Annotated in this window: 15 protein-coding genes and 1 pseudogene; 3 read left to right on the top strand and 13 right to left on the bottom strand. The window is 44.0% G+C overall.

Features of this window, described 5'->3' with window-relative positions:
* From QAI40_RS13250 to QAI40_RS13300, 11 genes are all read right to left on the bottom strand, one after another.
* Nucleotides 1-168 (bottom strand): 4Fe-4S binding protein (locus QAI40_RS13250; RefSeq protein ID WP_331520877.1); only part of this gene is annotated, 168 nt, incomplete at its 3' end.
* 14 nt (nucleotides 169-182) lie between these two features.
* Nucleotides 183-2,123: an aldehyde ferredoxin oxidoreductase family protein gene (locus tag QAI40_RS13255; protein ID WP_299980754.1), complete on the bottom strand. Its 1,941-nt coding sequence runs from the start codon at nucleotides 2,121-2,123 to the stop codon at nucleotides 183-185.
* A gap of 1 nt (nucleotide 2,124) precedes the next feature.
* Nucleotides 2,125-2,388, bottom strand: a complete 264-nt coding sequence (locus QAI40_RS13260; protein ID WP_299980751.1) for a hypothetical protein — start codon at nucleotides 2,386-2,388, stop codon at nucleotides 2,125-2,127.
* Nucleotides 2,389-2,423: 35 nt separating this feature from the next.
* Entirely contained in the window at nucleotides 2,424-3,047 is a 624-nt protein-coding gene (locus QAI40_RS13265; RefSeq protein WP_299980749.1) for a UbiX family flavin prenyltransferase, read from the bottom strand.
* Between the two features lie 32 nt (nucleotides 3,048-3,079).
* Nucleotides 3,080-3,730 carry a CBS domain-containing protein gene (locus QAI40_RS13270; protein WP_299980747.1) on the bottom strand — a complete coding sequence of 217 codons (651 nt, stop codon included), beginning with the start codon at nucleotides 3,728-3,730 and terminating at the stop codon, nucleotides 3,080-3,082.
* Nucleotides 3,731-3,793: 63 nt separating this feature from the next.
* A complete protein-coding gene (locus QAI40_RS13275; RefSeq protein WP_299980745.1) occupies nucleotides 3,794-4,396 on the bottom strand; it encodes an HD domain-containing protein in 603 nt (200 codons plus the stop codon).
* The gene (locus tag QAI40_RS13280; protein ID WP_299980743.1) at nucleotides 4,396-5,613 is read right to left on the bottom strand and encodes a Tm-1-like ATP-binding domain-containing protein; all 1,218 of its coding nucleotides are present in this window, start codon (nucleotides 5,611-5,613) and stop codon (nucleotides 4,396-4,398) included. Before QAI40_RS13280 ends, QAI40_RS13275 begins: the two co-directional genes overlap by 1 nt.
* A gap of 84 nt (nucleotides 5,614-5,697) precedes the next feature.
* Nucleotides 5,698-7,350: an AMP-binding protein gene (locus tag QAI40_RS13285; RefSeq protein WP_299980741.1), complete on the bottom strand. Its 1,653-nt coding sequence runs from the start codon at nucleotides 7,348-7,350 to the stop codon at nucleotides 5,698-5,700.
* A 14-nt stretch (nucleotides 7,351-7,364) separates the two neighbouring features.
* Complete coding sequence (ppcB, locus tag QAI40_RS13290) at nucleotides 7,365-8,771, bottom strand: phenylphosphate carboxylase subunit beta (protein ID WP_304511666.1); 1,407 nt, start codon at nucleotides 8,769-8,771, stop codon at nucleotides 7,365-7,367.
* A 134-nt stretch (nucleotides 8,772-8,905) separates the two neighbouring features.
* A complete protein-coding gene (locus QAI40_RS13295) occupies nucleotides 8,906-9,988 on the bottom strand; it encodes a PEP/pyruvate-binding domain-containing protein (RefSeq protein WP_299980737.1) in 1,083 nt (360 codons plus the stop codon).
* A gap of 9 nt (nucleotides 9,989-9,997) precedes the next feature.
* On the bottom strand, nucleotides 9,998-11,839 hold the full coding sequence (locus QAI40_RS13300) for a PEP-utilizing enzyme (RefSeq protein WP_299980735.1): 1,842 nt from the start codon (nucleotides 11,837-11,839) through the stop codon (nucleotides 9,998-10,000).
* 274 nt (nucleotides 11,840-12,113) lie between these two features.
* Between QAI40_RS13300 and QAI40_RS13305 the strand changes: the two genes are divergently transcribed.
* Entirely contained in the window at nucleotides 12,114-13,073 is a 960-nt protein-coding gene (locus QAI40_RS13305) for a LysR family transcriptional regulator (protein WP_299980733.1), read from the top strand.
* 71 nt (nucleotides 13,074-13,144) lie between these two features.
* Entirely contained in the window at nucleotides 13,145-13,804 is a 660-nt protein-coding gene (locus tag QAI40_RS13310) for a metallophosphoesterase family protein (protein ID WP_299980731.1), read from the top strand.
* A 17-nt stretch (nucleotides 13,805-13,821) separates the two neighbouring features.
* On the opposite strand, the gene QAI40_RS13315 is transcribed toward QAI40_RS13310, so the two are convergent.
* Nucleotides 13,822-14,178 carry an NUDIX domain-containing protein gene (locus tag QAI40_RS13315; protein WP_299980729.1) on the bottom strand — a complete coding sequence of 119 codons (357 nt, stop codon included), beginning with the start codon at nucleotides 14,176-14,178 and terminating at the stop codon, nucleotides 13,822-13,824.
* A pseudogene (locus QAI40_RS13320) lies at nucleotides 14,171-14,362 on the bottom strand (IS1380 family transposase); the annotation flags it as partial. The gene QAI40_RS13315 and the pseudogene QAI40_RS13320, both read right to left, overlap by 8 nt.
* A 300-nt stretch (nucleotides 14,363-14,662) precedes the next feature.
* On the opposite strand from QAI40_RS13320, the gene QAI40_RS13325 reads away from it, so the two are divergent.
* Nucleotides 14,663-15,877 carry a Tm-1-like ATP-binding domain-containing protein gene (locus tag QAI40_RS13325; RefSeq protein WP_299980727.1) on the top strand — a complete coding sequence of 405 codons (1,215 nt, stop codon included), beginning with the start codon at nucleotides 14,663-14,665 and terminating at the stop codon, nucleotides 15,875-15,877.
* The last annotated feature ends 247 nt before the right edge of the window (nucleotides 15,878-16,124 follow it).

Below are 16,124 nucleotides of genomic sequence, written 5' to 3' on the forward strand. Positions count from 1 at the left end.
CTGCTGGCAGGCCATGGGGATATATACCCCGTCCATTTCCCATTTCATTACTCTGATACGGCTTCTGGCAGGGTTGGAAACCCCGTCATGTTTTACCGCGCATACCAGTTCACACAATCTGCACCCTGTACATTTTTCAGGATTTATCATCAGAACTTTATTTTCCATGAGTTGACTCCTTTCTACAGCATATGAGAGGGCTCGTTTTCAATCCCAAGCCGTTTCAGGGTTTCAGGTTTAGGATTGCCGTCTTTATCAAGCCCTTTGTGCTCGTAAAATTCATCAATCATTTTAACAAATTTTTTCTTGTCAATCATCATTCCAACAACGTCAGGGGCGCCTCTTCTACAGGGTTCGTCAAAATAGCGATGGTTGAGCATATCGCCTTTTTCAAGATCATCCCTTGTTAAACCTTCTCTGATATTAAAGAGTCTTTCTATCATGTTGCACCGCTCGGAAATATCCCATAGCTCTTCCGGAGTATACTCAAGACCGGTATTATAATACAGGACCTTTGGCCAGTCTTCAAAATTAGGCAGGGTTGCGCCCAGGAATGTGGTGTGGTATTTGCAGATTCCCAGACAGTCCACCCCCATGTAGCAGTTTTCCTGCCAGAATACCTGCCAGGCTTTTCCCACATATTCTGTATGCTCGGAGCTGAGCTTGCCTTTATAGGGGACGGGACTGCCATATATTTTATGCAATACTTTTTCAGGCAGATGATACAGGTCGATGGCAGGACGACTTCTTAAATGGTCGGAGCCCCTTGAGGCGGTTGCGATATTAAGAGCCAGCCCTGGAGTTGCTCTTTCATCGGAATGAAGATTGCTCATTCCCTTTACCTGGATGAGATATTCAAAGGAATTTTTGCCAAATATTTTAGAGGCTGGAATACCGCCCTGGGCAAGGGCATCGGCCACTTTACCTTTCCTGTAGCAAATACGTTCCACCATTTCGAGAAGCGCTTCGTCATTGCCGAATCTTAAGTCCAGGCCGTCTGTATCCTTGCTGGTAATAATGCCTTTTTCATAGAGTTCCATTGCCCAGGAAATCAGACTGCCCACCTCAAGATTATCCATTCCATACTGATCAACAAGGTGATTTCCTACGAGCACGGTCTCAGCTCTCGGCGTATCCGGTTCTCCTCCAAAGGCTCCCTGGGAAGTGTATTCAGGCCCCTCATCGTATTTGCCCTTAAGGGGCCCTGAAGGGATCCTGTACTGGGCACGGCAATGGACCTGGCAGCCAAAACAGCCTGCCATATGATAGGGTCCCATTGTGTCTTCACAGATCTCATCAATTGCTTCCGGCTCAATATCATCTGCATATTCACACTGGTTATACTGGAAGTTTCTGGTTCGAACCCCGCCCCAGGAGTTGGTGGCACCCCAGATCATGGGTGTGCCAAGGGTTCCCTGGGTTTTATTCACCTTTGCCGAGGTGATCTGATCGATAAACCGTTTGTTATACTCCAGGGCTTCTACAGGGTGGGCAATCTTGATATCCATGGTTCCCCTGCAGGCAATTGCCTTAAGGTTTTTGGAGCCCATGACTGCACCCATTCCGGTTCTACCGCCGGCATTTTTAATTCCGGTCATGACATTGGCAAATGCCACAAGGTTTTCACCGGCAGGTCCAATGACAAGGGATTTTATTTCCCTGTCATTGAGGTCCTCCTGGATAGCCCACTGGGTATCTGTGGTGGTTTTTCCCCAGACATTTTGGGCATCACGAATTTCAATGGTGCCGTTTTTAATGAAAAGGTAAACAGGCTTTTTTGCTTTCCCCTTTATGACAAGGTGATGAAAGCCTGCCCATGCCATCTCAGGTGCAAAGAATCCGCCCATGTTGGCCGATCCCAAAAGCCCTGTAAGGGGGGATTTTGCCATAATATGGGTTCTGGCCGTTGCCGACGCGCAGGTGGCCGTGAGGATACCACCGCTGACAATTAAGGGATTGGCAGAGCCTAACGGATCACAACCTTTTTTAGAATGATTCAGTAACAGATAAGCATCAAGACCCCGGCCACCGAGAAATTTTCTTCTGACATCAAGGGGTATGGGTTTAACCTCTACCTCGCCGGTGGTAAGGTCAATATATGCTATTTTTCTATCCAGAGCCATATTATTTGCCCTCCATTTTCTTTTTGAATGCTGCTTCAGCAATTTTTTTATTCACTTCCCAGACCGGCCCACGGATTCTTGGAAAATCAGGGCGAATCCATGCGACACGGAATTCACACGTACAAACCGGACATTTTACATGTTTGTCACCCGGCTTAGGCTCCAGTCTGCCCATACAGGTTGGATTATGGCATCTAAACTTACCGTAGGTTCTGGTTTTACGCAGACTTTCCGCTCCTGACAATTGTTTGTCATCAATGGCCATTGTAATTCTCCTTATTCAAATATCATTTAGAATTTTTATTTTATGGCGATCAGTTTTTCTTCAGACGTTTTGGATTTGTTCAAAAGCTTATCCAACTCAGAGTTATCCCATCGTTTAAACAGGTCATGCTCTATCCCCATGTAATCTAACACCTTTCCAACAGACTGATTAATAATGTCATCAATGGTTTTTGGATGATGATAAAAAGCCGGCACGGGCGGGATAATATGGGCTCCCATATCTGCGGCCTGGGTTAAAAGCCTTAAATGCCCTTTATGCAAAGGGGTTTCTCTGAACATCAGCGCCAGCTTCCTTTTTTCTTTGAGCTGGACATCTGCTGCCCGGATCAACAGATTCTCATTATAAGAGTTTGCAATTCCAGACAGGGTTTTCACTGTACATGGTGCCACCACCATACCCATGGTCAGAAAGGAACCACTGGCAACAGATGCAGCAATATCATTGTTGGTATAAGTAAAATCTGCCATGGCAAGAACTTCATCCACATCATAATCCGTTTCAATCCTGATATTGAGTTTTCCGGCTTCCGAAATAATCAGATGGGTTTCAATGCCACGGTTTTTAAGGACTTCAAGCATCCTGATGCCATAAATTACACCACTTGCCCCGGCTATCCCCACGATTAATCGTTTTGTCATATATGACTCCTTGCGGTTTGCAATTTATAATTCTATTCTTTGTGTTTGATCACTTCTACTAAATTGTAACCTTTTTCTTCAATTAAAGAGACAATTTTTTTCAGACATTTTGCTTCAAACCTTATGATAAGCCGTTTAGCACCTGAATCAGGATTTTTTAATGTAAACAGCCCCTTGATTTCAAGACCCATTATAAAGATATCTTCCAGAATTTTATTTATGGTAAGCTTGGAATCTGTGTTTATTTCTATGGAAACTCCATGCAGCCCTTCCGCACTCCCTAGAAGCTGGCTTAGTGCATGGGAGAAATCCCTGTTTGAAAGGCTTCCCACAAATTTTTCACCATCCATAACCGGTAAAAAACTTCTGCCGAATTGTTTGCCCTTTTCAAGAGCAGTTTCAACAGTATCATCCACTGACAGCGTAACCGGTTTTCTAACCATAATATCTTTTACTTTCAGCTTTTCGTTAAAATATTGAACTTCATAAATATCCTGGGTCGCAATGGCCCAGGCAGCAGCCTCTCTCAGATCCCGCCTTGCAACAAGCCCTCTAAATTTCCCCTTATCAACCACTGCCATAAAAGGGGCTCTGTTTTTTTTAAATAAAATCATGGCTTCTTTTGCTGAAAGATCACTTGACATTGTATCAGGATTTTTACGCATCCAGTTTTTAACAATCATCCTCATCTCTCCATAAAATGGTTTTCTTAAAATGCCTGTTCTGTGATCAGGCCAAACCCACGGCTAATCAAACAGCCCCATTTCTGCGGCCAGTTTTTTAGACAGGTTGATAGCTGTCTTTGTTCTGAACCACTCTTTGAGACCATCAATCCTTAATTGTCTGGCTTCTTCCCAATATTGTCCGGAAAGCTTATCTGCCCCGAACATGGTTTTAAACCGCGCAAGGCCAGTTTTGCCGTATCTGTCCAGGCGGTCTGCTTCCACCACCAGGGTTGCTGAAATATAGTTCATTTTAAAAACTATTTCAGGCAGGTCATGAACTTTAATGATGCTTTGGATCTCTTTAATTTTATTTGTATCATATTTAAACTCTGATAAAATTTTACCTGCAATAACAGCGCCCTGTTCCATATGCTGGGTAAAACTTGACGAATCAGCTTTTACCTTGGGGCTTGCCTTGTTAAAGTCGGAAAAATCAATGGCTGTCCATCCTAAGTCATGGAGGTATGCTGCTGGCAGAACAATATCCTCATCTGCTTTTTCATGTTTCAGCAGGTATTTGCAAAGCTTTACCATGCGCAGGATATGATCCCAGTCTCCGTCACGACCTTTTTTGTATAAGGGCTCAATAATTTTAATTAATTGTTTTTCAAATGATATGTCCATTAAAAAAGCTCCAATGCTGATTTTATCACCTGTTGGCTAAAGGCAGAATCTTCCATGTTTGCATTGATTTCAATAATTTGGATTCTTGGATCAAGCTTAGCTCTCAATGTTTCAACGAAAACGCGGTCTTCTTCCGGATCATAGGTTGGGTTGCCTTTTGCATCCACAGACGACCATCCCTGCATGGGAACCATCACTTTTACAGGGGCTTTTGAATTATTGAGTTTTCTGGCAAATTCATTGGCCACTTCTTTTAGTTCATCTGTTGAAAGACGAAGCCATGTCCTGAATTTATCAAGATCGTATTTTCGTCTTTTATGGAATTCTTTTTTATATTTTGACCTGGACGGCGTCATGTGATTGACCGAGCAGGTGGATATAATCTGGGGAATTCCCTTTTTCCCGGCAGATTCAAGGCGATCAGGACCTCCATCCCGCATAAACCCGAAATAGTGTTCCCCAACCCCGCCGGGAGCCAGATCAATTACTCCCTGGAAAAATCCTTCTGCAATCATATTTTCCATGGCCCGGTCTCCGACACCGGCCGCAGAAAATCCTGTGACCTGGTACCCTTCTTTTTCAAGGGCTTTTCTCACCGAGTTTGCACATTGTTCACACGGGCCCAGCATGGTCATGGCAATGGTTTTTTTATTATTGGTACTAAGGGTATTGCTTACATATTTTGTCATGCCTTTCATGGCATAGCAGGCTCTATCCATCACATTGGTGAGCATATCCGACAAACCGGATATTTCAATGACCGAATGAAACAATAATATATCGCCTGTACCGATATATTTTGTGGAAAGCCCGGGAAGAGCTGCTGTTGAGGATATCATCAGTTTGGGAATGCCAAAAGGCAGCGCCCGCATGACATCGGTTGCCATCAGAGAGCCGGTGGACCCGCCAATGGCCATGATACCGTCAATTTTACCGGCATCATACAGATCCCTGGCAATCTTTGTAGCGCCTTCAATAATAATGTTGGTAATGGTTGACCGTTCTTTTGACTTGTTGATTTCTTCTATGGTACTTCCGCCTGCCGATGCCACATGGGACGGTGTCAGCTCTGCATGTGATGCTTCCTTTCCCCGCATGGAAAGATCCATTAAAAGAGGTAAAACACCAATTTCTTTAAACTTGTACTTTAAATACCTGGTTTCTTCTCTTTTGGTATCAAGGGTAGATATGATTAAAACCGTTTTGGAGTTTGTCATTTATTTTTGGCCTTTGATAAACCTGTAGCAAGTCTGCAATAGGGTCTTATGATACTTGCCGCAGGTTTTCGGTCAGACACTAGTTTATAACCCCAGTCTCGTTCGGATGTCTTTTTTAAGTGTCTCTTTATTAACCTTTCCGGAATCTCCCACTACAGGGAATTCATCTACAATTTCAAGGTGCTCGGGAAGTTTGAACATGGCAATCTCTTTTGATTTCAGGTAATCCACCATGCTTTTGAAATCAAATTCCATACCACTTTTGACAATCACATAGGTTGCACACCGCTCACCCATTTCCCTGTCAGGATATCCCACTAGAGCCACGGATGCCACAGAAGGATGATCATTTAACAAGCCTTCCACTTCAGCCGGATAAATATTTTGACCGCCCCGGATAATCATGTCCTTGGCACGGCCCAATATCCATAAACATCCCTGGTCAAATTTTACAATGTCTTCGGTGGTGGTCCAGCCGTCTTTGTCAAAAACAGTAGAAGTGAGTTCTTCATCCCGATAATATCCTGCCGGTGCGTGGGGGCCTCTGAAATACAGAATGCCGGGTTCACCGTCCGGGACAGTTTTTTCCTTGTTTTCCTGGTCTGCCAGCCGGACCTTATTGCCGGGCAGCATTCTGCCCACGGTTCGTCGCCGAAGATCCTTGGTGTCTTCCACTCGGCAGCCGGAAACAGAGCCCATATCCTGGGTGCCCAAATCGCTGGTAATGGATGCGCCAAAAGCATTTTCAGCTTCCTCTGCCACCTGGGGAGGCAGATATCCACCGGCAGACCGAATAAATCTCAAAGAGCTTAAATCATACTTTGACACATCCGCTTCAAGCATTCTGATCAGATGGGTGGGCACCACACCAATGGCGGTGGCCTTTTCTTTTTCAATGAGCGCCAGGGCCGCATCCGGGGAAAAGTCTTCCAGCATAACGGTTTTGGCCCCTGCAATGGGCGCTGCAAAATAGGTCAGCGTTCCGGCAGCACCACCGGCATGGGGGGCAATGGCCATGGTGATATCATCCTTTGTCAGGCCCCAGATATCCACACGGCCTTTGGACGTGCAGATTCTCGGGGCGGTTGGCCATTCAACAAGCTTTGGTATTCCAGTGGTTCCCGAGGTGGTGGTTAAAATGGAGATATTTTCAATGGCATCAAATCGTCTTTTATCTAAAATAGACGTATCCACAGGCAATTGTGCTCTCTCTTCAACCATGGAGGTTAATGAGAAGGTGCCTTTTGGTGCATCCTGGGGCACGATGTCATCAAACAGGAAAATGTTTTTCAGATGGGGAAAGTCTTTTTGAAGATCTTCATACATTTCAAGATAGTTGAACTTGTTGTAGGTATGAAGGATAATCACGGCTGATGCCTTGGTTCTGTCCACCATGTAGGTCAGCTCTTTTTTCCTCAAGTACGGATAGACGGTCAGAGAAATCAAGCCTGCCCGCTCACATGCAATTCTTGCCAGAAACCCGTAGACGCTGTTGGGAGACTGAATAATCACCCTGGAGTGTTTTTCTATTCCCATTTCAACCCAGGATATGGCCATGGCATCCACAAGCTCAACGGCTTTTTTCCATGTCAGTCTGTATTTTGAATCGACCAATGCTTCCTGGTCAGGTATCTCCCTGGCATTTTTTTCCCAGAAATTATAAAATGTTTCCCGGGTCCAGTATCCGTCTTTCAGAAATTCATCTGTCATTTCTTTTTTATATCGAATTGGTTTCACGACGTATCCTTTCCTTATAATCCAAGCTCAGACCATCTTGCCTTAACTCTTGCAACCACGTCAGGATCAAGCTCTATGGGGATGGGTTTGTGTTCCCATTCATAGGGGATGGTCGCATCCAGAAGGAGTCGTCCAGTGATCCATCTTGCATCGATGGGCAATGAAGGGTCAAGTGGTGTAGATCGTCCTCTTTTGATCACCTGGGAACGGTTGGGCTGAAACCTGAAACTCAGGGCATACAGCACACGCGGGATATCCCAGGGATCAATATCTTCATCCACAACAATCACCGTCTTCAAACCATAGGCACCCATTTCAGTTGAGATGGAAGCCGTAAGAACCTGATCCACATGACCGGGGTACATCTGTTTCATGGAGATAATGGCAAGGAATCGTCCGGCTCCCTCCGGCGGGCAATAAACCGCTTTCAAGCCCGGAATATTCATTTCATTGAGCTGCTGCCATAAGGTAGCGCCATAGGACAATGCCATGGTCATGTGGGTATCTGTTACAGCGCGACCAACGGTTGTTCCCCAGTGGATGGGATTATTTCTGTAGGTTATACATTTGATATCAATAAAATTTCTGGGATCGGTTCCCACACCGGAATAATACCCGGTATATTCACCAAATGGGCCCTCTTCCATAAATTTATCCGCATCCACAAACCCTTCAACAACAATCTCGGCATGGGCAGGAATGGGCAGATCAACCACTTCACCTTTAACCACTTCTATGGCTTCACCGCGGAAAGCACCTGCCACATCATACTCACTGGTAAAAGCACCGATTCTGGCAGCTCCCACGAGGAATAATATTGGATCACATCCGGAAACCGACGCAACCGGCATGGGTTCTCCCAGGGCCTGGTATTTTTTTAACATGATATCAGCATGTTTGCCTTTAATAAACTGGGTGCCGACTTTATCCTTACCCAGAAGCTGGCTTCGATAAGTTCCCAGATTCACCCATCCCGAATCAGGATCTTTTGAAATGATGAAATGAGCCGTACCATAATACCTGCCCCCATCAAGGGGATAGTAGTGGGGTATGGGAAATTTGTGGAGATCCACATCATCGCCCATCATGATATTTTCCTTGCACGGAGCCTGGGCTTTATCAATATATTTGGGTGGTATGGGTTTTTTGGCTTTTTCTGCCCAGTGATTATAAAGCTCAGTGAGAGTGGAATCTTCAGGCAGTCCCATAATAATGGCCAATCGCTGTACCGTTGTGCAGACACTGGTGATAACCGGCGTATCATACCCCTTTATGTTTTCAAACAAGAGGGCAGGACCTTGTGCTTCCTCGTTTAACTTTGCAATATGCGATAATTCCAGGTTCCAGTCAACTTCAGCTGTAATTCGTTTTAACAGACCTTTTTCCTCACAGACTGCCACAAAATCTCTCATGTCTTTCATAAATTTTTCTCCTTTGTCAGGTGGCTCCCTTTTGACACAATGATAGGGTTCCCTGCGTGATGCGCACTGGTTTATATTTTGACCGAGTCTTAATGTTTGACCCGGGTTTAAAACAATGTAACGTTAAGCATCCATTAATTCACTTTCTTTCCTGCAATAAGCCCGGCACAGATATGCTCAAGCGCGGATGATCTTGCTTGCATGACCGGTTCTACTTTTTTGCTGCTCCAGACGGTTTCCGGTCTGCTTTGAAGAATCATGATTTTTGCCTGGCCCGGTGTGTCTTTATCAATTGCCCATTCGATGTCCATGGGCTTGCCATAATGTTTTTCAATGCGCTTTCCGATTATGGCAAGTTCAATGGCATCTTTATCCACCACACATTGAATATTTGCTCTTTCCGCCGGAACATTCTGTTTTATAACGCAATGATTTTCAGGATCACGGGTATACAGAATGGTTTTGTAGGAAACAGTTTTTTTAATTACTTCGTCAGTGATTTTATTGATAATAAAATTATCGGGTGTGCATTCCCCGCTCACGACACTCTCGCCGAACCCCCAGTTTGCATCAATGGCAATGGTGGACCTGTCTCCGGTGGCTGGATTCAATGTAAACATCACGCCGGCGGTCCACGCATTGGCCATTTTCTGAACACCTACGGAGATTTCCACCTGTTCATGTGGAAATCCCATTTTTGTTCTGTAATAGATGGCTCTTGAGGTAAAAAGACTTGACCAGCATTTTTTCACATGTTTGAGAATGCCATCCACACCCCTGACCCAGAGAAAGGTGTCCTGCTGTCCTGCAAAACTGGCTCCCGGTAGGTCTTCAGCCGTTGCACTGGATCTTATGGCAGCAGGAACAGCAGGAACATTGCATCTTTTGGAAAGTCTACGGTAAAATTCTCCGATATAATCCTGTAGGTCATCATTCATGGGGGTACTTTCAATAAGCGCCCGGATGGTTTTACTGGCAGCCTCACCAGAATTCATGTCATTGGCTTTGATACCACCCAGGATTTTAAAGATATCCTTTCTGATATTGCCTTGCTCAAGAAAAAGGGTATAGGCTTTAGTGGTTATTGCAAAGCCCGGGGGAACAGGAATCTGTGCTTTCAACAGCTCTCCCAGGCTCGCATTTTTGCCGCCGACAAGGGGAATGGAATTCATATCACATTCTTCAAACCAGAGGACATAGTCAGATCTTTTTTCCATGATAGCAACTTACCTTTCGATGTAAACTCGTCCTGTATCGCCATTCAGTTTGATTTTCATGCCGGATTTGATAATGGCAGTTGCCTGCCCGGTTCCGACAACAGCCGGCATGCCGTATTCGCGGCAGACAATAGCTGCATGGCACATGATACCGCCCACATCGGTGATAACCCCTTTGATTTTCTGGAATACCGGTGCCCATGAGGGTGAAGTGGTCGGTGCCACAAGAATTTCTCCTTCCTTGAGCTGACCGATATCCTCTACTGAGCGACATACCCGGGCAATGCCTTCAACAACACCCGGGGAACCTGCAAATCCTTCTATTTCATTGACCTTGTCCGGATCTCCGATTTCCTTTAATTTCGCCCATGCTGCCATGCTTTCATTGGTAACACCCCAGAGCACGACGGTAAACGGTTCGGCAATGACTTCAGGCGGAGTTCCATAGGCCGGAGAGGGGCGGTGTTCTTTGAATATTTTATAAACACCTTTTCTCCATGCAACTTCTTCGGGCCAGTGCAGGGGGCCATATCCTTTTGTTCCAGTGGCCCATGCAGTCACAATATCCCATAAGGCTTCCTTGATTTCGCTTCTGGACATATACCAGATATCTTCCTGGCCCTTAAGAAACTTATGATCAGTCATGATGGCGGCAACTTCTCTCATCTTGTTCCAGAACACTGAATGAAACCAGTGCTCTACGTAAAACATATGGTTCTCAACATAGGGAAAGACCAGTTCAGCCGTTCCATGAAGCTGATCAAAGGTCTTTAGGTCCTCATCGGTTTTTAAGAGACCTCTGTACTCGGCAATAAGTCGTTTGCGTTCTTTTTTTACGGCGTCCACGGGTCGATCAATGGAATGGCCGCCCTTAAGTTTTTCGATATAAATTCTGATGGAGCTCATGGGGATATTCAGGTTGTCGTTCCAGGAAATATCCTGGTGATACCACCCGGTTCCCGTTGAAATATTGAACCATGGATTTTTGGCTTCATCCCAGGCACTGATCCATTTTTTTCCGTTTTCAGAACTCTGAAGTGATGCGATGACATCCTTAATGTCTTTAGTATCATTTCCAATTTGGGAGTCGAGGTTAAATTCAACCGCCAGTTTGGCCAGTTTTTTCAATTCCTCATCCGGCCGGTAAAGGATAACATCAATCCCTGCAACCATCTGGGTAATTTTCTGTAAGGGAATGTCCGGGAAGGCTTTGGTGCAGAAGTCAACAAAGATAACATAGGAGGCATATCCTAGATTTAAAAATTCAAAATGATATTGCCAGCAGCGAATCCCAAGGTCTATAAGCTTGTCGTAATTTTTGATCAGTTCATATCCGGATGAGGTTCCAAGCCCGTTCTTGACAACAGAGATATCTTCCATGGCCGGCAGTGTTGGAATTTCAAGGGTTTCAAGGTCTGAAATAATCCCTCTCATTTTCTTTTCCCATTGCTCTATAAGCTTATCCCAGTTTTCAAAATAATAACCTGCTCTTTCCATGAATAAAGGGGCTCTTTTCTGAACTTCTTCAGGATCGGTTACCGGAACAGGAGTGATGTAGACATTACCATTGATGATCCTGTGATCAACCCCATAAACCGGTGGAATCATGAAAATCCGTGTATTGAATTGTGATAACGAAAGGAACCATGCTTCATCCCAGATGATATCAAAGGGGTACATGGGCTCAGGGTAGTGAAGTGCATCGTTGAACCAGAACATGTTGTTTTCATATTCTTCTCTTTCTTTATCTTTGGTTGTAAAGAAATAGTGGTACGGATACATTCGCTCCCATCCTTCTGTGCCGGGGATTGCTTCTACCTCGTGGGGATTAGGAAAACTCTTATCAGCCATTTTTACCTCCAATTAAAAAATTAAGTGTTAAAAACCTGACTAAAAAAATCCGAAAAACCAATCCATACTTGGGAAAACATAGAACCGCAGGAGAAGTTGAAATAGAAGCCGTCAAAGCATAAAGAAACCGGGTTATCATATTCGAGAGCGCAAGCATGTTTCATCAGTAATATTTGTTGACAAAAAAAGTGTCAATTCATATAAACTTATGACATTTATAAGTTTTTCTTATAGTCTGTTTTTACGCGGCAACCCAAATTGAGGATTGTGACTGATGATTAATTTGAATCAATTGAGGGCATTTTATTATGTTGCAAAGTACAATAGCTTTACCATTGCCGCTGAAACACTCTTTATCTCCCAGCCGGCCGTAACTGCCCAGATTAAATTGTTTGAAAATTATCATGATATGAAATTGTTTAATAAACAGGGGAGAAAAATATTTCTCACCCACCCGGGGAAATTATTGTTTGAAAAAGCCGAACTTATTTTTGGTGTTGAGGATGAGGTTGAAACCATTCTGACCCAGACGAAGGAGCTGAATCAGGGACTTTTGGAAATCGGGTGCACAAAAGCCTATGCCAAACATATTATGCCGTCCATTATTTCTGTTTTCCACAGGGCCTATCCAAAAATAAAAATTATTCTTGAAGAAGGCAGTTCCATGGCGATGATCAACAGCCTGCGGGAGTTTAAAAATGAAGTGGTCGTTGTGGCTCAAATGGAAGTAAATGATTCAAGACTTCAATTTGTTCCCTTCAGCCAGGAAGAAATAGTCGTTGTTCTACCTGTGAGTCATCCGTTGATCCGGAAAAATGAACTTAAATTTTGTGATATTTTGATGGAACCGGTCATCCTGAAGGGAGAAGGTTCGGGTACCCGGAAGAAAATTATAGAACTTTACAAAAAACACAACGCTGTCCCCAATGTTTTCATGGAGTCCAATAATACCGAGTTTATCATTGACCTGGTAGAAAGGGGGGAAGGCATATCCTTTCTGGTAAAACCCTCGATAAATCAAAAAATCAAAGAGAAAAAACTTGCCTCACGAAAATTAAAGGATACCAAAATATTTCTTGATGTAAGTTTAGGTTATTCAAAAAACACACCCCTTTCACCAGCTGCCAAGGCTTTTTGCGAGATCGTCAAAAATTCATTTATTGAAGAATCTCCCCGGGGAGGTATCGGGTCCATTATGGCAAAAATTCTTGCCGGTCATTCTCAGAATGAATAAACTCCAGGGTTTACTTATCCTGATCCGATCTTATTATTTTTAATATTTATTTTTAATAATAAGGTTAAAATATGAAAATAGCTGTTTTTTCCGATGTCCACAGTTGCTATTCAAAAATGGCAGCCGTTTTTTCAGACATGGAAAAATATCAGATTGATCAATACATCTGCCTGGGAGATATTATTGGATATGGTGATCAGCCTGAAGAGACCATTAACTTATTAATGGAAAAAAACGTGGTCTCGGTCAGGGGCAACCATGAATTGGCCATGTTTGACAGACAATATCTTGAATATTTTCCCAAGGCCATCAAACAGCCGCTGCTGAACAATATAGCAGTGCTTTCCACTAAATCCGTTCGATACCTTGAAGACACCCCTGTTTATTTAAAATTGAAAAACTGTCATTTTGTCCACGGCACACCACCGGATAAATTAACCACCTATATCTATGATGTTACGGATTACTATTTAAAATCCCTGTTTAACAATACCCAAGAGCAAATTTTTTTTACAGGTCATACCCATAAATTAAAACTGATCACCTATAAAGACAGGATTGTGCTGCGCAAAAGAATTACAAAAAATTGCACCATAAATTTGGAAGAAAATCAAAAATATCTTTTAAATGTGGGAAGCATTGGATTTTCAAGGGATGATTTTAAAGAATCAAAATATGCCATATATGATTCAATAAAAAATCAAATTATCGTCAGAATGGTGAGAGGATGAAACTAATATTGCAAACGTCAGACCTGCAATTCATTAAAATATTTATTTGCTGCTAAAATCTGAGTTTCCTCAACACACCAGGGAGAGTATCTGTCCGGATATTTAATTGTTTCTTCCAGCCAGTCGTCCCATTTTATCCACCTGACGGTCGCAACTTCCTGCTGGTTGGGCATCACCTCGCCATCATAAAATCCGACAAAGATAGGGCAAATTTCATTTTCCATGACCCCGTCCTTTGAAAAACAATACCGGTAGTCTGAAATTTTTATAACAAAGTTTAATTCCACCCCGAGCTCAAAGCGTGTCCTTCTTTTTACAGCGTTTTCATAGGATTCTTTTGGCCCAGGATGGCCGCAGCAGGAATTAGACCACACAAGCGGCCATGTTTTTTTTTCTCCAGCCCTGGCCGTTTGTCCTTATTTTTAAATGTTGTTGAATTGATTTGGATAAGCCAATTACCTTGGCCAGATCAAGGTAAACTGGCAAACCAGCAAGGGCTGTCATGCCGGAATCATTTTTTTCTTCTTCATACTTGAAAGGTAGCACGCCTTGTGTCATATTTATTTCACCTCGTTGATGATAGGTTTTTGCTTTCACAAACATTCTATCTGCTTGAGCACTCAAGCGCAACGAGGTTTTTCTTTTTTTTGATGGTGAATTGGGGAAGCCCTGTAGAGGCGATTATTGCTTTTGTTTATAGCCCCGTAAATCCATACGAAAAGAACCTGTTGACTGCCTGAGAATCGAGAAGTAGTCTGAATATTTTACAGAGTAAAGTCAAAAAATTTTCTTGAAAATGATGACAAAATAGCACATTATAAGCGATCATTATTATAGTTACCACTTTAAGGAGTTGTCATGGAAAAAACAGCGGCTATTGCCATACTGGGAACCTTTGATTCAAAGGGAGATGAACATCTGTTTTTAAAAGAGCGTATCGAGAAAAGAGGCCATACAACCCTCACCGTTAATGTGGGGATCAAAAATACGCTTTCTTTTCCCGTAGACGTCGATCTCTATTCAGAGATGAGAAAGAACAGAGCCCTTAGCTCTCAGGACAGGGACAAAGCCATCGCAGCAATGATCTCACATGCCAGGGAACTCGTAAAGAACCTTTATGGGAAAGGGGCACTGTCAGGGATTATTTCTGCCGGCGGCGGCTCCGGAACCCACCTCTGCACCCGCGTGATGCAGGTATTACCTCTTGGTATTCCTAAAGTCATGATTTCTACGGTCGCATCCCGGGATATGGCGGGTATCGTAGGGACCAAGGACATCACCATGATGCACAGTGTTGTTGACCTGCTCGGTATAAACAGTGTTTCGGGTAATGTGCTTGACAAGGCAGCTGCTGCGATATGCGGGATGGCAGAGAGCAGATGGAAACCCCGGCACAAAAAGAAGCGCATTGCGTTGACCTTTTTCGGTTTCATTACCCGGGCGGCCGAAAAGGTCAAAGAGACTCTGGAGAAAATGGACTATGAAGTCGTTCCCTTTCATGCAAACGGTACCGGCGGAATGGCCATGGTAGAGCTGGCGAGTGAAGGGTATTTCCATGGAATCCTCGACCTTGCCACCCACGAACTGGCCGATAACCTGTTGAACGGATATTGTGGAGGGATCGGATCGGAGAGGTATGAACCCATACCTGGCAAGGAGCTGCCGCGGCTTATTGTTCCTGGAGGCATGGACTGTGCCGTCCTCGAGTTCACACGGAATACAGTCCCAGAGCAGTACCGCGACCGAAAACTTTTTTTTTACGACTTCAGGTCTGCCATCAGGCTCAGTAAAGATGAAACCACGCATCTTGCTAAGCAATTGTCTGAAAAGCTGAATATGGATGCGGCAAATGTTCACGTTCTAATCCCTACCAGGGGCTTTTCAGATGCGGACCGTGTTGACGCGCCTTTATACGACCCGGCAACAGGCCAGATCTTTATCGACACATTGAAGCGCAATCTGGACCGATTGATAGAGATTCAGGAGACAGATCTTCACATCAACGACCCTGCTTTTGGTGAGCAGGCTGCCTCCCTGATGGATAAACTGATAAAGAAAGCTGAGGCGCCCTGATATGCTTGTGCAACCCGGCTGTATACTCGGCATCCTTAAAATGTCCCTTGACCTGTTAAGAAAGCTGCCTTTAGACGAAGTTGATTTTAATGACCTATTTTCAACCAAAGGATAAGTAAATGAAGGATAAGGATAAAGAAGGATAAGTAAATGCTTTTTTGCTCATTCGCCATTCCTACGTTCGGACGCAAGCTCAAAAAATGGGGATCGGGACAAAGCTGCTCCTGCATTTGGAGAGCATGGCAGA

This window comes from Desulfobacula sp. (assembly GCF_030611305.1).
Classification (GTDB): Bacteria; Desulfobacterota; Desulfobacteria; order Desulfobacterales; family Desulfobacteraceae; genus Desulfobacula.

Bases quoted from the DNA above. Each gene is read 5' to 3' on its own strand.
- QAI40_RS13255 (WP_299980754.1), bottom strand. From the start codon at position 2,123: ATGGCTCTGGATAGAAAAATAGCATATATTGACCTTACCACCGGCGAG.
- QAI40_RS13260 (WP_299980751.1), bottom strand. From the start codon at position 2,388: ATGGCCATTGATGACAAACAATTGTCAGGAGCGGAAAGTCTGCGTAAA.
- QAI40_RS13265 (WP_299980749.1), bottom strand. From the start codon at position 3,047: ATGACAAAACGATTAATCGTGGGGATAGCCGGGGCAAGTGGTGTAATT.
- QAI40_RS13270 (WP_299980747.1), bottom strand. From the start codon at position 3,730: ATGATTGTTAAAAACTGGATGCGTAAAAATCCTGATACAATGTCAAGT.
- QAI40_RS13275 (WP_299980745.1), bottom strand. From the start codon at position 4,396: ATGGACATATCATTTGAAAAACAATTAATTAAAATTATTGAGCCCTTA.
- QAI40_RS13280 (WP_299980743.1), bottom strand. From the start codon at position 5,613: ATGACAAACTCCAAAACGGTTTTAATCATATCTACCCTTGATACCAAA.
- ppcB (WP_304511666.1), bottom strand. From the start codon at position 8,771: ATGAAAGACATGAGAGATTTTGTGGCAGTCTGTGAGGAAAAAGGTCTG.
- QAI40_RS13295 (WP_299980737.1), bottom strand. From the start codon at position 9,988: ATGGAAAAAAGATCTGACTATGTCCTCTGGTTTGAAGAATGTGATATG.
- QAI40_RS13300 (WP_299980735.1), bottom strand. From the start codon at position 11,839: ATGGCTGATAAGAGTTTTCCTAATCCCCACGAGGTAGAAGCAATCCCC.
- QAI40_RS13305 (WP_299980733.1), top strand. From the start codon at position 12,114: ATGATTAATTTGAATCAATTGAGGGCATTTTATTATGTTGCAAAGTAC.
- QAI40_RS13310 (WP_299980731.1), top strand. From the start codon at position 13,145: ATGAAAATAGCTGTTTTTTCCGATGTCCACAGTTGCTATTCAAAAATG.
- QAI40_RS13325 (WP_299980727.1), top strand. From the start codon at position 14,663: ATGGAAAAAACAGCGGCTATTGCCATACTGGGAACCTTTGATTCAAAG.